This window comes from Mesonia aestuariivivens (assembly GCF_019311235.1).
GTDB lineage: Bacteria > Bacteroidota > Bacteroidia > Flavobacteriales > Flavobacteriaceae > Mesonia > Mesonia aestuariivivens.
On the sequence record NZ_JAHWDF010000002.1, the window covers coordinates 204,076 to 224,744 of the forward strand.

Annotated in this window: 19 protein-coding genes; 8 read left to right on the forward strand and 11 right to left on the reverse strand. The window is 30.6% G+C overall.

Translation table 11 applies throughout. The annotated features are described in order from the left end of the window. Positions 1-36: 36 nt before the first annotated feature. On the reverse strand, positions 37-1,080 hold the full coding sequence (locus KW502_RS02605; protein ID WP_219038974.1) for an acyl-CoA reductase: 1,044 nt from the start codon (positions 1,078-1,080) through the stop codon (positions 37-39). 66 nt (positions 1,081-1,146) lie between these two features. Between KW502_RS02605 and KW502_RS02610 the strand changes: the two genes are divergently transcribed. Continuing rightward, positions 1,147-1,497 carry a 4Fe-4S dicluster domain-containing protein gene (locus KW502_RS02610; protein WP_219038975.1) on the forward strand — a complete coding sequence of 117 codons (351 nt, stop codon included), beginning with the start codon at positions 1,147-1,149 and terminating at the stop codon, positions 1,495-1,497. Positions 1,498-1,545: 48 nt separating this feature from the next. On the opposite strand, the gene KW502_RS02615 is transcribed toward KW502_RS02610, so the two are convergent. Further along, entirely contained in the window at positions 1,546-2,028 is a 483-nt protein-coding gene (locus KW502_RS02615; protein ID WP_219038976.1) for a hypothetical protein, read from the reverse strand. A gap of 167 nt (positions 2,029-2,195) precedes the next feature. Here KW502_RS02615 and ychF point away from each other — a divergent pair, with 167 nt between their 5' ends. From ychF to mscL, 5 genes are all read left to right on the forward strand, one after another. Continuing rightward, complete coding sequence (gene ychF, locus KW502_RS02620) at positions 2,196-3,290, forward strand: redox-regulated ATPase YchF (RefSeq protein WP_219038977.1); 1,095 nt, start codon at positions 2,196-2,198, stop codon at positions 3,288-3,290. Positions 3,291-3,488: 198 nt separating this feature from the next. Next, on the forward strand, positions 3,489-5,699 hold the full coding sequence (locus KW502_RS02625; protein WP_219038978.1) for a tetratricopeptide repeat-containing hybrid sensor histidine kinase/response regulator: 2,211 nt from the start codon (positions 3,489-3,491) through the stop codon (positions 5,697-5,699). An 88-nt stretch (positions 5,700-5,787) separates the two neighbouring features. Continuing rightward, positions 5,788-7,644, forward strand: a complete 1,857-nt coding sequence (locus KW502_RS02630; protein ID WP_219038979.1) for a DNA topoisomerase IV subunit B — start codon at positions 5,788-5,790, stop codon at positions 7,642-7,644. Between the two features lie 48 nt (positions 7,645-7,692). Continuing rightward, positions 7,693-10,293 (forward strand): DNA gyrase/topoisomerase IV subunit A, encoded by a 2,601-nt coding sequence (locus KW502_RS02635; RefSeq protein WP_219038980.1) that lies wholly within the window; start codon positions 7,693-7,695, stop codon positions 10,291-10,293. Between the two features lie 5 nt (positions 10,294-10,298). Continuing rightward, positions 10,299-10,748, forward strand: coding sequence for a large conductance mechanosensitive channel protein MscL (gene mscL, locus KW502_RS02640; protein ID WP_219038981.1), 450 nt, complete (start codon positions 10,299-10,301; stop codon positions 10,746-10,748). Positions 10,749-10,926: 178 nt separating this feature from the next. On the opposite strand, the gene KW502_RS02645 is transcribed toward mscL, so the two are convergent. Further along, on the reverse strand, positions 10,927-11,301 hold the full coding sequence (locus tag KW502_RS02645) for a DNA topoisomerase IV (RefSeq protein ID WP_219038982.1): 375 nt from the start codon (positions 11,299-11,301) through the stop codon (positions 10,927-10,929). A 40-nt stretch (positions 11,302-11,341) separates the two neighbouring features. Beyond that, positions 11,342-11,770: a helix-turn-helix domain-containing protein gene (locus KW502_RS02650; protein WP_219038983.1), complete on the reverse strand. Its 429-nt coding sequence runs from the start codon at positions 11,768-11,770 to the stop codon at positions 11,342-11,344. A gap of 279 nt (positions 11,771-12,049) precedes the next feature. Between KW502_RS02650 and KW502_RS02655 the strand changes: the two genes are divergently transcribed. Next, complete coding sequence (locus KW502_RS02655) at positions 12,050-13,207, forward strand: M14 family zinc carboxypeptidase (RefSeq protein ID WP_219038984.1); 1,158 nt, start codon at positions 12,050-12,052, stop codon at positions 13,205-13,207. Between the two features lie 76 nt (positions 13,208-13,283). Continuing rightward, complete coding sequence (locus KW502_RS02660; RefSeq protein WP_219038985.1) at positions 13,284-13,766, forward strand: Lrp/AsnC family transcriptional regulator; 483 nt, start codon at positions 13,284-13,286, stop codon at positions 13,764-13,766. A 72-nt stretch (positions 13,767-13,838) separates the two neighbouring features. Here KW502_RS02660 and KW502_RS02665 read toward each other — a convergent pair whose 3' ends face one another. The 7 genes from KW502_RS02665 to KW502_RS02695 form a co-directional block, all read right to left on the reverse strand. Further along, a complete protein-coding gene (locus KW502_RS02665; RefSeq protein ID WP_219038986.1) occupies positions 13,839-14,549 on the reverse strand; it encodes a YebC/PmpR family DNA-binding transcriptional regulator in 711 nt (236 codons plus the stop codon). A gap of 390 nt (positions 14,550-14,939) precedes the next feature. Continuing rightward, positions 14,940-15,227 (reverse strand): 4a-hydroxytetrahydrobiopterin dehydratase, encoded by a 288-nt coding sequence (locus KW502_RS02670; RefSeq protein ID WP_219038987.1) that lies wholly within the window; start codon positions 15,225-15,227, stop codon positions 14,940-14,942. Between the two features lie 71 nt (positions 15,228-15,298). Then, positions 15,299-16,123, reverse strand: coding sequence for a sugar nucleotide-binding protein (locus KW502_RS02675; RefSeq protein WP_219039094.1), 825 nt, complete (start codon positions 16,121-16,123; stop codon positions 15,299-15,301). 98 nt (positions 16,124-16,221) lie between these two features. Beyond that, entirely contained in the window at positions 16,222-17,304 is a 1,083-nt protein-coding gene (gcvT, locus tag KW502_RS02680) for a glycine cleavage system aminomethyltransferase GcvT (protein ID WP_219038988.1), read from the reverse strand. A 161-nt stretch (positions 17,305-17,465) separates the two neighbouring features. After that, positions 17,466-18,248 (reverse strand): SDR family oxidoreductase, encoded by a 783-nt coding sequence (locus KW502_RS02685; RefSeq protein WP_219038989.1) that lies wholly within the window; start codon positions 18,246-18,248, stop codon positions 17,466-17,468. An 82-nt stretch (positions 18,249-18,330) separates the two neighbouring features. Then, the gene (gene thrC / locus KW502_RS02690) at positions 18,331-19,626 is read right to left on the reverse strand and encodes a threonine synthase (protein WP_219038990.1); all 1,296 of its coding nucleotides are present in this window, start codon (positions 19,624-19,626) and stop codon (positions 18,331-18,333) included. A 118-nt stretch (positions 19,627-19,744) separates the two neighbouring features. Continuing rightward, the gene (locus KW502_RS02695; protein WP_219038991.1) at positions 19,745-20,668 is read right to left on the reverse strand and encodes a homoserine kinase; all 924 of its coding nucleotides are present in this window, start codon (positions 20,666-20,668) and stop codon (positions 19,745-19,747) included. Between the last annotated feature and the right edge of the window lies 1 nt (position 20,669).

Genomic DNA, 20,669 nt, shown 5'->3' on the forward strand with positions numbered 1-20,669 from the left:
AATTACAAAGTAATTCAACTAATTAAAAGTATAAACTTATAAATTTAGTAGGAATTGTATGGTATCTACATTATCTGCAAAATCTGATAATTTAGGTTGTTGTGTTTTACCAAATTCAATATGATTAGGGTTTAAATTTAAAGAAACGATACATTGTATCTGTTCGGCATCTTCTTGTAATTGCTTATTTAATTCATCTAAATTAGAATATTTTTCATAAAATAAGGTAGCAATAGGAGAAGAGAACGATTGGTCTTCTTTTAAAATTAAAAACCCGTTGTCAAAAAGTTTAAATTCACTCATTAAATATACCGCTTTATTATAATCGTAATTATTGGCGTATTTATTTTGATTAACAATAGAATTCCAATCATAAATGGCTTGAAAAAGTTGTTCAAATTGATAATCTTCAGGCACAAAAATTTTAGAAACATTTCTACATCCTAAACCATAATACCTAAAAATATCATCCCCTAATGGTGCTAATTCTTCTTTCGATTCATTACCGGTTATAATCGCTACAGAGTTTCTGTTTTTTCTTATAATATGTGGATATTTAGAAAAATAATATTCAAAATAGCGAGCGGTATTATTACTACCAGTAGCAATAATTGCATCAAAGTTTTCTAACCTTTCTTTAGTGAAGGTGATACTCTCTTTAAAACCTTGATTTTCATGAATTAAAAAATCTACCAACACCGGAAGTAATTGCTGATCATTTTTAGATTGTTTAATAAGAATATTGTTTCCTGTAATTAATACAGAAAGAAAATCATGAAAACCTACCAATGGAATATTACCTGCCATAATTACGGCTATGGTTTTAGCAGCTTTTTTTTCTATAGAATAATTGCTTAACCATTCTTCTAGATTTTTTAGCGTTAAAGCATTAGCCCATTGATGAATAGAAAAAAGAATATTTTCTTTGGTAAACCAACCATTATAATGAATAGATACTTCAGTTTTTTCTTCAAGTAGCTGATAAAATTTTTTATTTTTTTCTGAAAAAGTACCGTTTCCAAAATCAGTTAAAAAATTACCTAAATTAACAAATGCATCTTTACGTTCTTCTAGCGTCATAATATTTGGTTATCTATGCGAATGGCTTTATTTTTGTACAAAGTTACGTAAACTAAAAAGAAAAAAATGGCTATAATTATAACAGACGAATGCATAAATTGTGGAGCTTGTGAACCTGAATGTCCTAATACCGCAATTTATGAAGGAGCAGATGATTGGAGGTATGCAGACGGTACAGATTTAGAAGGTGATGTGGTTTTGCCTAATGGTAATCAAGTAAATTCAGAAGAAGCTCAAGAGCCAGTTAGTGATGAATTTTATTATATTGTTCCTGATAAATGTACAGAATGTAAAGGTTTTCATGAAGAACCTCAATGCGCAGCAGTTTGTCCTGTAGATTGTTGTGTACCAGATGAAGATCATGTAGAAGATGAACAAACTCTACTTGCTAAACAAAGTTTTATGCACGAAGAATAAAAAAAAGCCTCTTTTTCAAGAGGCTTTTTTTTAGGATTATATTTAATTTTATTTTAAGTTATACTTTTTTAAATAAACAGCATCATTATCTGCATCATAACTTTCTACCACAAAATTTCCATCCTCATCAAAGTAACCAAAAGAATTTTCGTTTTCTTTTGCTAAAATGTAATAATTGTGATCTTTCATTTTTCTGATCTTCCCATACATTTTTTGTTTCCCATTTTTGGTACTCATCATTGTATATCCATTTTTATCTGGAGCGATGGTATACGATTCATTACCAGAACTAAATGTAGTAGACTCTTCTATCTTAACAGGCTTTCTACTTACTGTTTGATTGGTCTTATTATTATTTTCTACTTGAAGCTTTTCTTCTGAGGAATATTTTTTCTGTTTTACAGCAACATCTTCTCCTTTAGAAGATTTTATAGTTGTTTTTGTGGTTACGGTTTTAGACATTTTATCTTCATTTTGAGCAAACCCAAATGTGAATGATAAGATAGCTAAACTTAATATTAACTTTTTCATAATTATTTTATTTAATAGTTATTCAAATATAAAATTGATGAGTGTTAAAATGTAATAAGGGAAAACTAATGTTAAGCTAAATTTTAGCAGTTGTGAGCTTATTCATTTAAAAAGTCAAAAAAAATAAATCAAATTGTATATTTGCGGTTATAAAAATTATAAGCTCAATGAAAGCAGGAATTGTAGGATTACCAAACGTAGGTAAATCAACGCTATTTAATTGTTTGTCAAATGCAAAAGCTCAGAGTGCAAACTTCCCATTTTGTACAATAGAGCCTAATATAGGTGTTGTAAATGTACCAGATCCTAGATTAAAGAAATTAGAAGAATTAGTAAATCCAGAGCGTGTTTTACCAGCAACAGTAGATATTGTTGACATTGCAGGATTAGTGAAAGGAGCTAGTAAAGGAGAAGGATTAGGTAATCAGTTTTTAGGGAACATAAGAGAAACTGATGCAATTTTACATGTATTAAGATGTTTTGATAATGATAATGTAATACATGTAGATGGTAGTGTAGACCCTATTCGTGATAAAGACACGATCGATATGGAGCTTCAACTAAAAGATCTAGAAACTGTCGATAAAAAATTAGACAAGGTAAAAAGAGCTGCTAAAACAGGAAATAAAGAAGCCCAAAAAGAACAAGAGGCTTTATTAAAATTAAAAGAAGGCTTAGAAGCGGGAATTTCTGTACGCGCTATTGATTTTGAAGAAGAAACGCACAATGATTTTATAAAGCCCTTACAATTTATTACCGATAAACCCGTAATGTATGTATGTAATGTAGATGAAAATTCTGCAGTTAGCGGTAATAAATATGTAGATTTAGTGAAAGAAGCGGTAAAAGATGAAAATGCAGAGGTTATCTTTTTAGCAGTAGGTATTGAAGCAGATATTGCAGAACTTGAAGATTATGAAGAACGTAAAATGTTTTTGCAAGATATAGGTTTAGAAGAAGCAGGATCTGCCAAATTAATACGCGGAGCTTATAAATTACTTAACCAACAAACTTATTTTACGGCGGGCGTAAAAGAGGTGAGAGCTTGGACTGTAAATGTAGGCGCCACTGCACCGCAAGCAGCCGGAGTGATTCATACAGATTTTGAAAAAGGTTTTATTAGAGCTGAAGTAATAGCTTATGATGATTATGTTAACTTTGGTAGTGAAGCTAAGGTTAAAGAAGCTGGTAAACTAGGGGTAGAAGGAAAAGAATATATTGTGAAAGATGGTGATGTAATGCATTTTAGATTTAATGTTTAAGCCTAATTTGTTTTGTTACATAAAAAAAAGCCTTTGAACATTTCAAAGGCTTTTTTTTATGTATTAGCTTTACTTAAAATAATTTATGAGATGATAAATAAATTTGATGTATCAAGTAAAAATATTCATATAATTTTCGTTAAATTTGTATAAAGTTCGAAACATATTCTTCATATCAACACCTCGAGGTTTAAAATATTGCAAAGGTTTCTAATTTGTACTTTTTTACTTCAAAACATTCTTACACACGCTCAAAAACAAGTAAAAGAAGATTCGTTATATTTCTTTTTAGAAAAATCTTATAAAGGTTATGAAGAATCAAACTACCTTGAATCTTTAGTTTGGGGAAGAAAACTACTAGAAAAAGCTTATCGTTTAAAAGACAGTAGTTATGTAGCAGAAGCTTATTATGTTTTAGGCTTAGTAGATGAAACAATTCAAGATTATGATAAAGCTGAAGATAAATATTATAATGCATTAAAAATTGTTAGTAAAGTAAGCAAAAAAAGAGATTCCGTTTTTTTAATGGATATCTATAATGGCCTTGCTAATGTTTATTCTTTTAAAAAAAAATATCATAAAGCTGATAGTTTATATCATAAAGCCCTTGAGATAGGTGAGCTATTAAATAATGAAGCTCAAAAAGATATTATTTTAAATATTTCTTGGAATTACTTAAGTGAAAATAGTTGTCAAAAAGTGAACTTATTTTTACCTGAGTTACTTTCTTATCAAATTAAAGATGATAATAGAACACTAAGTTTAGATGATACTATTTTTTTTAGTGACCTCAACTTTGTATTAGGATGGTATTATGGAAAAATAAAAGAATATAATTTAGCTTACGATAAATTAGATTTTGCCATAAAATTAGCTAAGAGTAAAAATTTATATCAAGAGCTAAGTCAAGTCTTAGAAATTAGAGCAAAATTTTTAAAAGCTCAAGGTAAATTTGAGGAAGCTCTATTTTTTAATGAAAAATATATAGAGAGTCATAAAAAACAGATAGATCAAAATTTACTAAAAAAACTTCAAGCAGAAAAAGTTAAGTATGAAGTTAGTGAGTATGAAAGAGCTTTAAGATTACTAAAGAAACAAAAACAATTATCAGCCTCAATCGCAGAGTCTAACCACAAATTAAGCTGGTTATATTTAATTTTGAGTATCATTTTAGGGGTTTCTTTAATTATAATTTATTTAGTGAATTATAAAAGAAAAAAATTAATCAGAAAGCTAAATCATAAAAATAAACTGCTCATTGATGCGCAAAAGAAAGCCAAATTGGCTACACAAATTAAATCAAACTTCATCTCTAATATTAGTCACGAACTTAGAACACCTTTACATGGAGTAATTGGCATTACTTCGTTGCTTTTAGCAGAAAAAAAACTCTCAGCGAGTAATCAAAAATTATTAGAATCATTAAAATTTTCTGGTGATTATTTATTAGGTCTTATAAGTAATGTTTTGTTAATGAGTAAAATAGATAATGGTAAAGTAAAGGTAAAGCAAAAGCTCGTCATGATAGAAAGCCTCTTATCTACCATTAGAAGTGGCATTATGTTTTCAGCTGAAGAAAAAGATGTTCAAATTAAATTTTGTGTGGATGAAGAGATACCTAAAAAAGTTTATTTAGATGCTAATATCGTCTCAGAGGTTTTAATTAATCTTATAGAAAACGCTATCAAGTTTTCAAAAGGAGGAAATGTTACAACATATATTAAAATTAATAAAGATGCTAACTGTACAGATAAAGAGGTAACTATTAGATTTTGTGTAGAAGATAACGGTACAGGAATCCCAAAAGATAAGCAAGAAATAATATTTCAAAAATTTTCTCAAATTGCTTCAGAGCGCAATATGTTAGAAGGTACTGGTATAGGTTTATCTTTAGTGAAAAGTTTATTACTACAATTGGGGACAGATATTAAGTTAGAATCAGAAATAGGAAAAGGTTCTAAATTTTATTTTGATCTTCCTTGTAAATTATTTTCAGATAAAGACTCTAATGTAAGCATAAGTAAAGAAAAATTAAAAGTTTTTGAATCTAATCTAAACATACTATTAGTAGAAGATAACAAAATTAATATGATGGTTATTCAAAAATATTTAGCCTCATATAAAAAAATTAATTTAGAGATTATATCTGATGGGAAAGAAGCTTATAAAGCAATATTAAATCAAGATTATGATTTAGTATTATTAGACATAAACATTCCTTCAATGAACGGTTTTGCTATCACAAAAAAAATTAGAAAAAAAGGCTTTAAATTACCTATTATAGCCGTAACAGCATCAGAGCTTACAGAGATTCAAGATAAGGCATATGCAGTAGGAATTAATGATATAATCATTAAACCTTTTCAGAAAAAGAAACTCATAGCTGTAATCTCTAAATACCTACAATAGACTTCTTTCATTTTGTTAATTAATTTCCTTAAAAGAAGTTTTATTTTTTATGAAATGATGCTATCTTAGCCTCATATCCCAAGATTTTATGGAAGAAGAAACTAAGTACACAGAAGATAATATACGCTCTCTCGACTGGAAGGAACACATTAGAATGAGACCAGGAATGTATATTGGTAAACTGGGCGATGGTTCTAGTGCTGATGATGGGATTTATATACTTGTGAAAGAGTCTTTAGACAACTCGATCGATGAGTTTGTTATGGGAGCTGGTAAAACTATCGAGGTATCTATTCAAGGTCAAAAAGTAATTGTTAGAGATTACGGTAGAGGTATTCCTTTAGGAAAAGTAGTAGATGTAGTTTCTAAAATGAATACGGGCGGTAAATATGATACCAAAGCATTTAAAAAATCTGTAGGTTTAAATGGTGTAGGTACCAAAGCAGTAAATGCATTATCTACTTATTTTAGAGTAGAATCTACAAGAGATGGCAAGTCGGCCTCTGCAGAATTCGAAAAAGGAGAGTTAACTCATCAAGAGTTTTTAGAAGAAACCTCTCGAAGAAAAGGAACAAAGATCTCTTTTATTCCAGACGAAAGTATATTTAAAAATTATAAATATCGTAATGAGTACATTGTAAAAATGCTTAAAAACTATGTGTACCTTAATCCTGGGTTGACCATAGTTTTTAATGGAGAAAAATTTTATTCTGAAGATGGACTAAAAGATTTACTTTCTGATAGTATTCAAGAAGATGATCGTATGTTTCCTATTATTCATTTAAGAGGAAACGATATTGAAGTTGCAATAACTTACAATAAATCTCAATACAGCGAAGAATATAATTCTTTTGTAAACGGTCAACATACTACTCAAGGAGGTACGCACCAAGCAGCTTTTAGAGAAGCTATTGTAAAAACGGTTAGAGAATTTTTTGGTAAAAATTATGAACCTTCAGATATTAGAAAATCTATAGTATCTGCCATTAGTATAAAAGTAATGGAACCTGTTTTTGAAAGTCAGACCAAGACCAAATTAGGTTCTACAGATATGGGCGGTAATTTACCTACCGTAAGAACTTATATTATAGATTTTGTAAAAAGACAACTCGATAATTACCTACATAGAAATCCTGAAACTGCAGAGAAATTACAACGCAAAATACTACAAGCAGAGCGCGAACGTAAAGATCTTTCTGGTATTAGAAAATTAGCAAGAGAACGTGCAAAAAAAGTAAGCCTTCATAATAAAAAGCTTCGGGATTGTCGCGTTCATTTAGGTGATGTTAAAAAACAAAGAAATTTAGAAACCACCTTATTTATTACTGAGGGAGATTCTGCAAGTGGTAGTATTACTAAATCTAGAGATGTAAATACACAAGCGGTTTTTAGTTTAAAAGGTAAACCTTTAAATAGCTTTGGCTTAAGTAAAAAAATTGTTTATGAAAATGAAGAATTCAATTTATTGCAAGCAGCTTTAAATATTGAAGATTCTATAGATGATTTAAGGTATAATAATATTGTAATCGCTACCGATGCCGATGTAGATGGTATGCATATACGTTTACTTCTAATTACATTTTTCTTGCAATTTTTCCCTGAGCTTATTAAAAAAGGACATTTATATATTCTTCAAACTCCATTATTTAGAGTAAGAAATAAAAAAGAAACGATCTATTGTTATTCAGAAAAAGAAAAGCAAAGTGCTATAATCAAACTTACCGGTAAACCTGAAATTACACGATTTAAAGGTTTAGGTGAAATTTCTCCTGATGAATTTAAATATTTTATAGGTGAAGATATTCGTTTAGATCCAGTAATGTTAGATAAAGAAACTGGTATTGAAGAATTACTCACCTTTTATATGGGAAAAAATACTTCAGATCGTCAAGAATTTATCATTGATAATTTAAGGGTTGAATTAGATGTTATTGAAACAAACTAATTAACGAAAATTTTAAGCAGTCAATCACAAGTAAAGTATACAAATTACATGAGTCAAGATCAAGAAAATAATAATCAAGAACCTTTAGAAGAGCATACAAATCAAGAGGTAATTACCAAGATTACCGGGATGTATAAAGATTGGTTTCTAGATTATGCCTCTTATGTGATTTTAGAACGAGCAGTTCCAGCTATAGAAGACGGGTTTAAACCAGTTCACCGCAGGATTATGCAATCTATGAAAGATCTAGACGATGGTCGTTATAATAAAGTAGCGAATATTGTTGGGCATACCATGCAATATCACCCGCACGGTGATGCTAGTATTGGAGATGCTATGGTGCAGGTTGGTCAAAAAGAGCTTTTAATAGATACACAAGGAAACTGGGGAAATATATTGACCGGAGACCGAGCAGCAGCGCCAAGATATATTGAAGCAAGACTTTCAAAATTTGCAACAGAAGTAGTTTATAGTCCAAAAGTTACAGAGTGGCAAGCTTCTTACGACGGTAGAAGAAAAGAACCTATTAATTTACCTGTCAAATTTCCATTATTATTGGCACAAGGAGCAGAAGGTATTGCTGTTGGGTTAAGTACCAAAGTATTACCTCATAATTTTAATGAATTAATAGATGCATCTATTCATCATTTAAAAGGAAAACGCTTTCAAATATTTCCAGATTTTCCTACATCAGGAATTATGGATATTAGCAATTATAATGATGGTTTACGCGGTGGTAAAGTAAGAATTCGTGCAAAAATAAGTCAACAAGATAAAAATACACTTGTAATAACTGAAATTCCATACAGTACCACGACTACTTCTTTGATAGAGTCTGTTATCAAAGCAAATGAAAAGGGGAAGATTAAAGTAAAACATATAGAAGATAATACTGCAGAACATGTAGAGATTTTAATTCACCTGCCTAATCATATTTCACCAGATAAAACCATCGATGCGCTCTATGCTTTTACCAATTGTGAAATCTCAATTTCTCCTTTATCGTGTGTGATTATAGACCATAAACCACATTTTATAGGAGTTTCAGAAATTCTTCGCCTAAGTACTGATCATACGGTAAAATTATTAAAAAAAGAACTTGAAATTAAGTTAGATGAGCTGCAAGAACAGTGGCATTTTTCTTCTTTAGAGAGAATTTTTATAGAAAAAAGAATCTATCGTGATATAGAAGAAGAAGAAACATGGCCTGGCGTTATCAAAGCGATAGATGAAGGATTAAAACCTCATATCCAGCACCTAAAAAGACCAGTAAACGAAGAAGATATTACGCGATTAACAGAAATACGTATCAAACGAATTTCTAAATTCGATCTAGATAAAGCGCAACAAAAAATTGAAGCTTTAGAAGATGAAATCGAAAAAGTAAAACATCACTTAGAGCATTTAATAGACTTCACCATTTCTTATTTTGAAAAACTAAAAAAAGATTTTGGGGCAGGGCGTGAGCGAAAAACAGAAATAAGACTTTTTGAAGATATAGAAGCCACTAAAGTAGTCATTAGAAACTCTAAACTTTACATGAACCGTAAAGAAGGTTTTATAGGTACAGCGTTAAAGAAAGATGAATACGTGACTGATTGTAGTGATATAGACGATATTATCTGTTTTATGCAAGATGGTACGATGATGGTCACAAAAGTAGATACTAAAACTTTCGTAGGTAAAAATATTATTCACGCAGCAGTTTTTAAGAAAAAAGACAAAAGAACAATTTATAATATTATTTATAGAGATGGCGCTAAGGGTAATACTTATGTTAAGCGTTTTGCAGTAACTTCAATTACTAGAGATAGAGAATATAGTATTGGCAAAGGAGTCGCTGGCACTAAGGTTTTCTATTTTTCAGCAAATCCAAATGGTGAAGCAGAAAAAGTTACCGTTTACCTTAGACAAGTAGGAAGTATTAAAAAGCTGAAATTTGAAGTAGATTTTGCAGACCAATTAATAAAAGGTAGAGGCGCTAAAGGGAATATTGTTTCTAAACATGCGGTTAAAAAAGTAGAACTAAAAGAAGAAGGAGTTTCAACCTTAAAACCTCGAAAAATTTGGTTTGATGATGTAGTGCAACGTTTAAATGTAGATGGTAGAGGAGAGTTGTTAGGAGATTTTAAAGGTGAAGATCGTTTGTTATTAGTAACCCAAGATGGGATTATTAAAACAATAATTCCAGAACTTACCACACGTTTTGATGAGAATTATGTGTTAATGGAAAAATGGAACCCAAAACGACCTATCTCTGTAGTTTATTGGGAAGGAGAACGTGAGCGTTATTACGTGAAAAGATTTTTAATAGAAAATTCAGAAAAAGAAGAAGTGATCATTACAGATCATCCTAAATCTCAGTTAGAATTAATTACTACAGATTTAATCCCAGTATTAGAAATTGTTTACCGTAAGCAAAGAAACAAAGAGCAAAGACCTAATGAAGAAATAAATTTAGAAGAATTTATTTCTGTAAAAGGAATCAAAGCTCAAGGCAATCAGTTAACTACAGAAAAAATCACACAGCTTAATTTATTAGAGCCTATTATACCTGAAGTTAATGATAGTGAAGAAATAAATGACGAAGAAAATTCTTCAGAAGAAAACGAAAATTCATCTGAAAACCAAGCTTCATTATTCGATTAAACTTTATGAGTAAATTTTTTAAAGAATTTAAAGAATTCGCCATTAAAGGTAATATGATAGATATTGCCGTTGGGGTAATTATTGGTGCAGCCTTTAATAAAGTAATAGATACATTGGTGGCTAAAATAATTATGCCACCCATATCTTTACTTACCGATGATTTTAATTTCGAAAACAAAAAAATTATTCTTCGTGAAGCAGTCTTTAATAATGACAAAATAATTAAAGAAGAAGTATTTATTGGTTATGGAGAGTTAATTACCGTACTTATTAATTTCTTTATTATTGCGTGGTCTGTATTCTTGATGGTTAAAATTTCTAACCGTTTAAGAACTAAAGCAGAAGACACTAATAATAAAACAGTACAAACCCCTAAAGACATAGAACTCTTAACCGATTTAAAAGAAATTATGAAAGAACAAAATGAACTTTTAAAAAATAAAATAAATAACTAAAGTAGAGATTCTATCTAACGGAATAATTCTTTAAAAAAGTATAAAAGGCTACAAGAGCAATTTTAATGCTTTAATTTTTATAAAGTTATCATCTATTTAAAATAGAAAAAATTTTACATTAAGCCTTTGTAATTAAGTTTAGGTAAAAAAAGAGCAGTGATAAACTGCTCTTTTTTTTTTATTTTACTTTTCTGGCGGTACCCTTTTGTTTTTTATCTTCTCCTACTACAGAAAATTCAAATGTATAAGTATCACCTTTGGTGGTTAATATTTTCATATGTAAAGGTTTTTCTTCAGCCATGTTTTTTGGATTAAGATTAGTAAGTATATATTCACAATCATTTATCCAACGTATAGAAGAAGAATCTACTTTATCTTTAAAGTAATCTATTTCTAGAGAATCTGTACGCACAAAAGTAGTTTTAACCATTTCACCATTAAGGTAAGACTCAAACTCAAAACTACCTGTTTTAAAATCTTTACAATTTCTTTCGGGAGCAAAGCATCCTAAAAGTAAAAGCGAAGTAAATAGGGCAATAAAAAAACTTTTCATTCTATATAATTTTAAAACAAAAATAAGGTATAAAGTAGATTTAATTCTCAAAAGCTTCAAAACTTCCGTCTTCATAAAATATAATAATTTTATGAATTTTCTTTTTCGCTGAAGACTGAATTATCTTTTCTGAAACTTCTTTTTGCTCGTTGACTGCTATATTTTTTTGTGGAGTTTCAAACTCTATTTTAGGGGTAGATTTTTCAGATAAACTAGAAACGGGAGTAGAAGTAGTTGCTTTGCTTTTTGGAAATATTCCTTTTCCATTTAATAACCAATAGAGTTCAACTTCAGGAAATTTATCTACAATTTTAAGTACAAAATCTAGGCTAGGTTTATTTCTTCCAGACAAGATATGAGAGATAGAAGAACGCCCAACATTAATTTGATCTGCAAAACTTGCAGCAGATAAGTCGTGATATTCCATCACTTTCTCTAAACGTTTAGCAAAATCTTTACTGTTTACCATTGTAAATTTTATAAGCGAAATATCGCATATACAAATGTAAACATTTATATATAAACCTACAAATATATTATAGTAAGCGACTTATCGAATTAAAGCATAGGTTTACTTGATGGATATTAAAATACTAAAAAACAGAATATTAAGTTTTAAATTTTGTGTTTTTGGAGTTTGTCCTATAAAACTTCAGTAACAGTGAGGTTACTTGTTCACAATAATAAACACTAGGGAGTTTTTTTGTGTTTACAATTGTAAAATATACTTTGTTTACTTTTGTAAACTATGGAAACAACTCGCATTTTAAATAATTACGAAAAGTTTAAAGTTGAAGAAATTAGTAAACGTTACCTTTCTTATAAACATATTGTAGATTACTTAAAAAAGCTGCCTACTTTTATGCAACTAAAAGTTGAAGGTAAGTCAGTTTTAAATGAAGCTATTTATTCAGTAGAACTTGGAAATGGTCCAAAAAAAGTTTTAATGTGGTCTCAGATGCACGGTAATGAATCTACCACTACAAAAGCAATTTTAGACTTACTTGAGTTTCTAGTTACTCAACAAAACCCAGATTATAATTTATCAATTTTAGCATCTTGTACCTTAAAAATTATCGTAGTTCTAAACCCAGATGGACTCAAAAACTATACACGAGTCAATGCAAATAAAGTAGATTTAAATAGAGATGCTTATCATTTAACGCAGCCCGAAAGTAAAATTTTAAGAAATGTGTTTGATGAGTTTTCACCTCATTATGCTTTCAATCTTCACGATCAAAGAACTATTTTTAGTGCAGGTAACCAAAATAAACCCGCTACAGTGTCTTTTTTGGCTCCGGCTTATAATCTTGAACGTAATATTAATAAAACGAGAGAAAAGGCAATGCAAATCATTATAGGGATGAGCGAATGTTTACAAAAGCATATACCATATCAAATAGGAAGGTATGACGATGCTTTTAATATTAATTGTGTAGGTGATAATTTTCAGAATAGAGGAGCGAGTACAATTTTATTTGAAGCAGGACATTACGCAAATGATTATGAGCGTGAAGAGACTCGAAAATATATTTTTATGTCTTTATATGCATCTCTATTAGACATTGCGACCGATACTTATAAAAATAGAAATGTAAACGATTATAATAAAATTCCCGAAAATAAAAAGTTGTTTTATGATATACTCATAAAAAATGCTCAAGTAAACGGAAAACAAGTTGATGTAGCAATTCAGTACGAAGAATATTTAAAAAATAATCGATTGCAATTTTTACCTAAGCTTCAAGGTATTGGAGATTACGATGGGTTTTATGCACATCAAACCGTTAATGCTAAAAATAAGGTTTTGAGAATAAATAGTGTTAAAAACTTCGAAAACGAAACTTATATCGAAGAAATTCGTTTAAATAATGAGATTTTTTCAATGAAATTAACAAATTCTTAAAGCTGAAATTCGGATAATCTCTAATTTTGTTTTAATTTTGTGGATTGAAATTGGACGAATACAATAAATTATCAAAATGGCAAGATTTAGATTAGACGAAGTTGACCATCACATTCTAGATATCTTAATAGATAACACTAGAACTCCTTTTACAGATATCGCTAAAAAACTTAGTATCTCTGCAGGAACCGTGCATGTGAGGGTCAAGAAAATGGAAGAAGCGGGAATTATTATTGGTTCTTCATTAACCTTAGATTACAAAAAATTAGGATATGCATTTATCGCATACGTAGGAGTTTATTTAAACAAAACCTCTCAAACAAAATTTGTATTAGAGCGAATAAATGAAATTCCTTTTGTAACTGTAGCACACGTAACTACTGGAAAATTTAATGTTTTCTGTAAGGTGAGAGCTAAAAACACAGAACACGCAAAACAAATTATCTTTTTATTAGATGATATTGAAGGTGTTTACCGTACAGAAACCATGATTTCTATGGAAGAAAGTTTAAATGATAAGAAACGTTTAATGCATTCTATTTTTAACGAAATAGCTTAATTATTTCTTTATTGTTTATAAAAAAAGGAGCTGTTAAATTACAGCTCCTTTTTTTTTATAGTTGAAAAAATATTATTCTTCCATCGTGTGATATACATTTTGTACATCATCATCTTCTTCTATTTTTTCTATTAATTTCTCTACATCTGCCGCTTCTTCTTCTGAAAGTTTCTTAGTTGTTGTAGGTATTCTTTCAAAACCAGAAGAAAGAATTTCTAAGTTTCTATCTTCTAATTCTTTTTGAATAGCTCCAAAACTTTCAAATGGGGCGTAGATTAAAATTCCGTCTTCATCATCAAACACTTCTTCTGCGCCAAAGTCTATAAATTCTAATTCTAATTCTTCAGCATCGATCCCTTCTCCGTTAATTCGGAAATTGCAGGTATGGTCAAACATAAATTCAACAGACCCCGAAGTTCCTAAGTTTCCGTTACATTTATTAAAGTAAGACCTAATATTAGCTACAGTTCTTGTATTGTTATCGGTAGCAGTTTCTACTAAAATAGCAATCCCGTGCGGAGCATAGCCTTCAAAAAGCACTTCTTTATAATCACCTTGACTTTTATCACTAGCTCTTTTAATAGCACGTTCTATATTGTCTTTAGGCATGTTCACAGATTTAGCATTCTGTATAACAGCTCTTAAGCGTGCATTAGCATCTGGATCTGGACCGCCTTCTTTAACGGCCATAACAATATCTTTTCCTATTCTTGTAAAGGCCTTAGACATCGCTGCCCACCTTTTCATTTTTCTGGCTTTGCGGAATTCAAAAGCTCTTCCCATTTTTCAAATTTTAAAAATCTGCACAAATTTACAAAAAAGACCTTAATCGTTGGGTATATGCCTATCTAAATAGTTTTTAGTACTAATATTAATTAGTTAGATAAAATAGTGTGTTTTTTAAATTAGTATTGTAAATTTAATTAAGATTATTTACACGTTTATTATCCGTTTAATTTTTTAAAATAACAATCTAGCTGAAGTTACTCTGCTTTTTTGAACACATTTATTCTTATGAGACAATTATTTTAGAAATTGCTTCTAATTCATTACAAAAATCTTTATTTTCTTGACTGTACGTTGAAAACACAGCTCCAAAAATGAAGAAGAATAAAACAGTGATTTTTTGCATTTAGCTAAATAACTAACTTTTTAGCATAAAAACAATTTTATTTAAGAGGTCTGAATGAGTTTTTCAATAGTTTCAGCCATTTTAAAGTCTTTTTCAGTAACACCACCTGCATCATGTGTAGAAAGTGAAATACTTAACGTGTTAAAAACGTTAGTCCATTCTGGGTGATGTTGTTGCGCTTCAGCTTCAAAAGCAATTCGCGTCATAATGCTGAAGGTTTCTTTAAAATTTTCAAACTCAAATTTAGTCTGAATAGAATTTTGTTCAAATTGCCAACCTTCTAATTTTTCTAATCGTTTATTTATTTCTGTTTCGCTTAATTTAGACATGTTTTTTTTTAAGTTATTAAAAATCATAAGTTAATTCTATCTTTAAATCTAAATTTAGTACAAACTTAACATCAGTTTTTTATAGAATCTTTTACCACATCGTGAATGGTAAGTTGAAGGTTTTTTGGCAGTAAATTATCTTTAGGCAATAAGGCTAAAAAACGATCTTCATTAGTATTATAAACGCTTTTAAATAACGGATCTTGTAATTTCAACTCTTTGCAAATATCATCAATAAGGTCACTGTGATGAACTAAATCTGTACTGCCTAAGTGAAATACTCCATTTAAATTGCGGTTAATAATGTAGTGCAATTGTTGGGTGAATTTAGCGATACTCGTAGCATTAGTCACTACGTTTGGGAAAACTTCAATCGCTTCATTTAAATCATAAAGTATTTTAAGCTCTTCAATTCTTGGAGAATTGGAGCCGTAAACCATCGGTAATCGGGCGATCACATATTTTTCGTTAGGTAATCTTAGTAGGGCATTTTCAATTTTTATTTTGAATTTCCCATAAACGCTTAATGATAATGTTTTATCATATTCGTAAGATGGATAATTGGTGAAAGCATCAAAAACATTGGCCGATGAAAGAAATATAAGCTTGCAATCATGAGTAAGAATATGATTAATGGCTTCAAAATGCGCATAAATTTGAGCTTCAAATTCGCCTCGTAGCGCAGATATAATCAAATCTGGTTTTAAGCTTTTCAATAAAATTTCTAAAGATTCGGTTTCAGTATCCCATTGATAAAACTTTTTATTTTTATCAAAAAAATCGTTTCCAGTTCTATAGGTAGCATGAACATTAAAATAGGGGAGTAGCTCTTTATAAAGTGCGTTTCCAAGAAAGCCACTTCCGCCTAAAATTAATATTTTTTTCGAATTTTTAATAAACTTTGGATTTTAGAATAAAGGCTAAAAATCAAAAACTAGTGTCTAAAGCAATTTAAGAATGCTTTTAACACTAGTTAATGCTTATTTTGAAAATTTTATCTTTTATAAAATGGTGGTTTTACCACTTTTGCAGGAATCGATTTTTTTCTAATTTGAATAAAAATTTCAGTTTCTATTTTACTGAATTCGGTTTTTACATAACCTAAACCAATTGCTTTTCCTGTTGATGGAGATTGTGTTCCCGAGGTTACAATTCCTATTTCATTTCCTTCAGCATCTTCAATTACATAATCTTTACGAGGAATGCCACGCTCAGTTAATTCAAAACCTACTAATTTACGTTTTGGACCTTCTTGTTTTTCTTGTTTAATATTTTGACAGTTCACAAAATCTTTCGTGAACTTGGTAATCCATCCTAATCCAGCTTCAATAGGAGAGGTGGTATCATCAATATCATTACCGTATAAACAGAATCCCATTTCTAATCGAAGGGTATCACGAGCGGCTAAACCAATAGGTTTGATTCCGAATTCTTCTCCTGCTTCAAATACTTTTTTCCAAACTTTTTCTGCAAATTCATTTTTTACATAAATTTCAAAACCGCCACTTCCTGTATAGCCAGTTGCAGAAATAATGGTATGAGCTGCACCAGCAAATTCTCCAATTTCAAAGTTGTAGAATTTAATTTCACTTAGATTAATTTCGGTTAGTGCTTGCATTGCTTCTACCGCTTTTGGTCCTTGAATGGCTAATAAAGAATATTCATCTGAAACATCTTTCATATCGGCATTCATTGTATTGTGTTCTGCAATCCAATTCCAGTCTTTATCGATATTAGATGCATTTACCACTAATAAATACTTTTCTTCGTTCATTCTGTAGATAATCAAATCATCTACAATACCGCCATCTGCATTTGGCATACATGTATATTGTGCTTTACCATCAATAAGCTTAGCAGCATCGTTTGAAGAGACTTTCTGAATGAGTTCTAAGGCATTGGGCCCAGAAACCAAAAACTCTCCCATATGAGATACATCAAAAACACCAATTTTTTTTCTAACTGTTTCGTGTTCAATGTTTACACCTTCGTAAGAAACTGGCATATTATAACCTGCAAACGGAACCATTTTAGCACCAAGTTCTTCATGTATATGAGTGAGCTGTGTATTCTTCATAAATGCTTAGTTTTAATTTTCCGCAAAATTATCAAAAAATAGCAAGTAGCGATAAGAAGTTTTAAAATAAAATTCAATTTTTGCTGTTTTTATAAAATTATCCATAAAAAATAGCCTAAAGATATTTTTAGGCTATTTTCTATACTTTAAACTTATTTTAATTATTCTGGGTTTCCGTACATATTAGATTCGCCACCATCAATAGCGATGGTCTGTCCGTTTACATAACCATTTTCTTTACTTAAAAGAAAAGCGACTAAACTCCCAACATCTTTTGGGTCACCTAATGCTTTGGTAGGATTTCTTTTAGCATATTCTGCTTCTGCAACTTTAGGATCGTCTGGGTTTACTTGCTTAAAGGCTTCAGCTACCATCGGAGTTAAAATAGCTCCTGGAGCAATAGCATTGGTTAAAATACCATCTTTACCATATTCAAGTCCGGCATTTTTTGTCATCCCAGAAACGGCATGCTTACTCGCCACGTATGGAGTCTGATTTACAACTCCGCGAATTCCCCCAACAGAAGCTACATTTACAATTCTACCAAATTTTTGCTTTTGCATAACAGGGATTACGTAACGCATACCATAATAAACTCCCATTAAGTTTATATCAATTACTTTTTTGAAAATATCTAAATCGTAGTCGGTAAGTCCTGCTTGTTTACCTTCAATACCCGCATTGTTATAGAAACCATCAATTTTACCAAATTTTGTGACCGTTTCTTCTACATAATTTTTTACTTGCTCTTCTTTAGAAACATCTGCTGTTACGCTTAAAATTTCTACTTGATAAGTAGACTTTAGTTTTTCTTCAGCTTCTTTTAAAGCTTTTTCGTTATAATCTACTAAAACTAATTTTGCACCTTTTTTGGCTAAGGCTTCTGCAGCGGCATAGCCTAGTCCCATCGCTGCACCGGTTATTATCATTACTTGATCTTTCATAATTACAAATTTATTGTTTCTTATTGAAGCATAAATTTACCACTTTATAGACTATCCATTCTTAAATTCATATTAATTAGCTTTAACCTAACGTTAAAAAGGCTTTTAACTCTTTGTAGTTTTTAATGTTTAAACTTCTCTTCTTTTTGTCGATTACAGCTTTAATTTGCTGCGGAATTTCAATTTTAGTTTGAAGTGTTTCTTCAACAGTATCTAAGAATTTTACTGGATGTGCTGTTTCTAAAAAGACTCCGATGCTATTAGGAAATTTTTCTTTTGTTTTCTGCCAACCTAAATAACCAACTGCGCCATGTGGATCTGAGATATAATTAGCGGTAGAATATATTTTTTTCATTGCATTTTTGGTTTCTTCATCTGTGAAACTATACGACGAAAAGTCTTTTTTTAAAGTTTCAATTTCGTTATTATAAAGTTGTTGTATTCTTACAAAATTGCTAGGATCTCCTACATCCATTGCATTAGAAATAGTTGCAGTAGATGGTTTAGCTTGGTAAGCTCCCGATTTTAAAAACAGAGCAACGGTGTCATTAATATTAGTTGAAGCGATAAAAAACTCTATTGGTAAACCTAATTTTTTAGCGAGCATACCGGCGCAAATATTCCCAAAATTCCCGCTTGGTACAGAGAATACCATATTCTTATTCAAGTGTTTTAAATCACGGTAAGCAAAGAAAAAATAAAACATTTGTGGTAACCAACGCGCAATGTTAATAGAATTAGCAGATGTTAAGTTTAACTCTTTTAAATCTTCATCTAAAAAAGCTTGCTTAACCATGGCTTGACAATCATCAAAAGTACCGTCTACTTCTAAAGCGATAATGTTTTGCCCTAGTGTAGTAAGTTGTTTCTCTTGAATGGTAGAAACTTTTCCGCTGGGGTATAAAATAATCACTTCAACTCCTTTTACTCTTAAAAAACCATTGGCTACTGCACCACCAGTATCTCCAGAAGTAGCCACAAGAACTTTAATTTTTTCATCTTTTTTACTTCTATTGAAATACCTTAAACAACGAGCCATAAAACGAGCGCCAACGTCTTTAAAAGCCATAGTTGGTCCGTGAAAGAGTTCTAAAGCATAGGTGTCTTCTTCGATTTTTACCAACGGAAATTCAAAATTTAGTGTTTCCTCAATAATATTGCTTAATTCTTGTTCAGGAATTGAGGTAGCTATAAATTGCCGAATTACTTCATAAGCAATCTGTGTATTGCTCATTTTCTCTATATTTTCAAAAAATGACTGTTCTAGCGGAATAAGTTTTTCGGGAAAGTACAAGCCTTTATCGGGTGCAATTCCATTGATAGTAGCTTGTTCGAAATTTACATTGGCAGCTTTATGGTTTAAACTGAAATAATTCATTTTGTTTAGGTGTTTAATCTTTTTGTTACCCAGAATATATTTCCAGGAATTATAATTAATTTCTATTTGTTGTTATGTTGAATTAAATTCAGCATAATAATTTTTTCAATCTTAGACTTTACAAAATTTTAATTCCATCTCCGTTAATTTTTGAAACGTGTATATCGTAATCAACTTCAAATTTTTGATACACTTCAGCCATCGCAGAAGCTATTTTTTGAGCAGTTTCTTTGTCTTTGCTAAGTGCAAAAATAGAAGGTCCAGAACCGGATATGCCACTGCCTAAGGCTCCGTGAGCTAAGGCTGTTTTTTTTACTTCATCAAAACCGGGTATAAGTACGCTACGTAAAGGTTCTATAATTTCATCGTGTAAACACCTGGCTAACAAATTATAATCACTCGTATATAAAGCACTAATTAAACCGCCTAAATTTCCCCATTGGGTAATCGCACTTTTTAATGAAACTGAATGTTTTAATACCGAGCGTGCGTCTGCAGTTTTCACTTCTAGCTGCGGATGAATTACTGTAGCCATTAATTGATCTGGAACTGGAAGTTTAATTACATCTAAAGGCTCATAACTTCTTACTAAGGTGAAGCCACCCAACAAAGCAGGAGCAACATTGTCGGCGTGCAAAGCACCACTTGCTAAAAGTTCGCCTTGCATTGCAAAAGGAATCAAATCTTTTGTTGAAAAAGGTTCGCCGAGTAATTGATTAATACCAAAAACAGCTCCTGCGGCACTAGCGGCACTACTGCCAATACCGCTGCCGGGTTTTATGTGTTTATAGATTTCAATTTCAAATCCTGCTTTTAGTTCTTTTAGGTTATTCAATAGGGCTAAACCTGCAACACCAGCAACATTTTTTTCTGTTGCTAAAGGTAAATTATGACCTCCAATTTTAGTAATTTGAATACCAGGTGTAGATGATTTTCGAATTATCATTTCGTCGCCAGGTTGCGTTAAACAGAGTCCGAGTACATCAAAACCACATGATACATTGGCAATGGTGGCAGGGCAAAATAGTTTAATTTCTTCCATA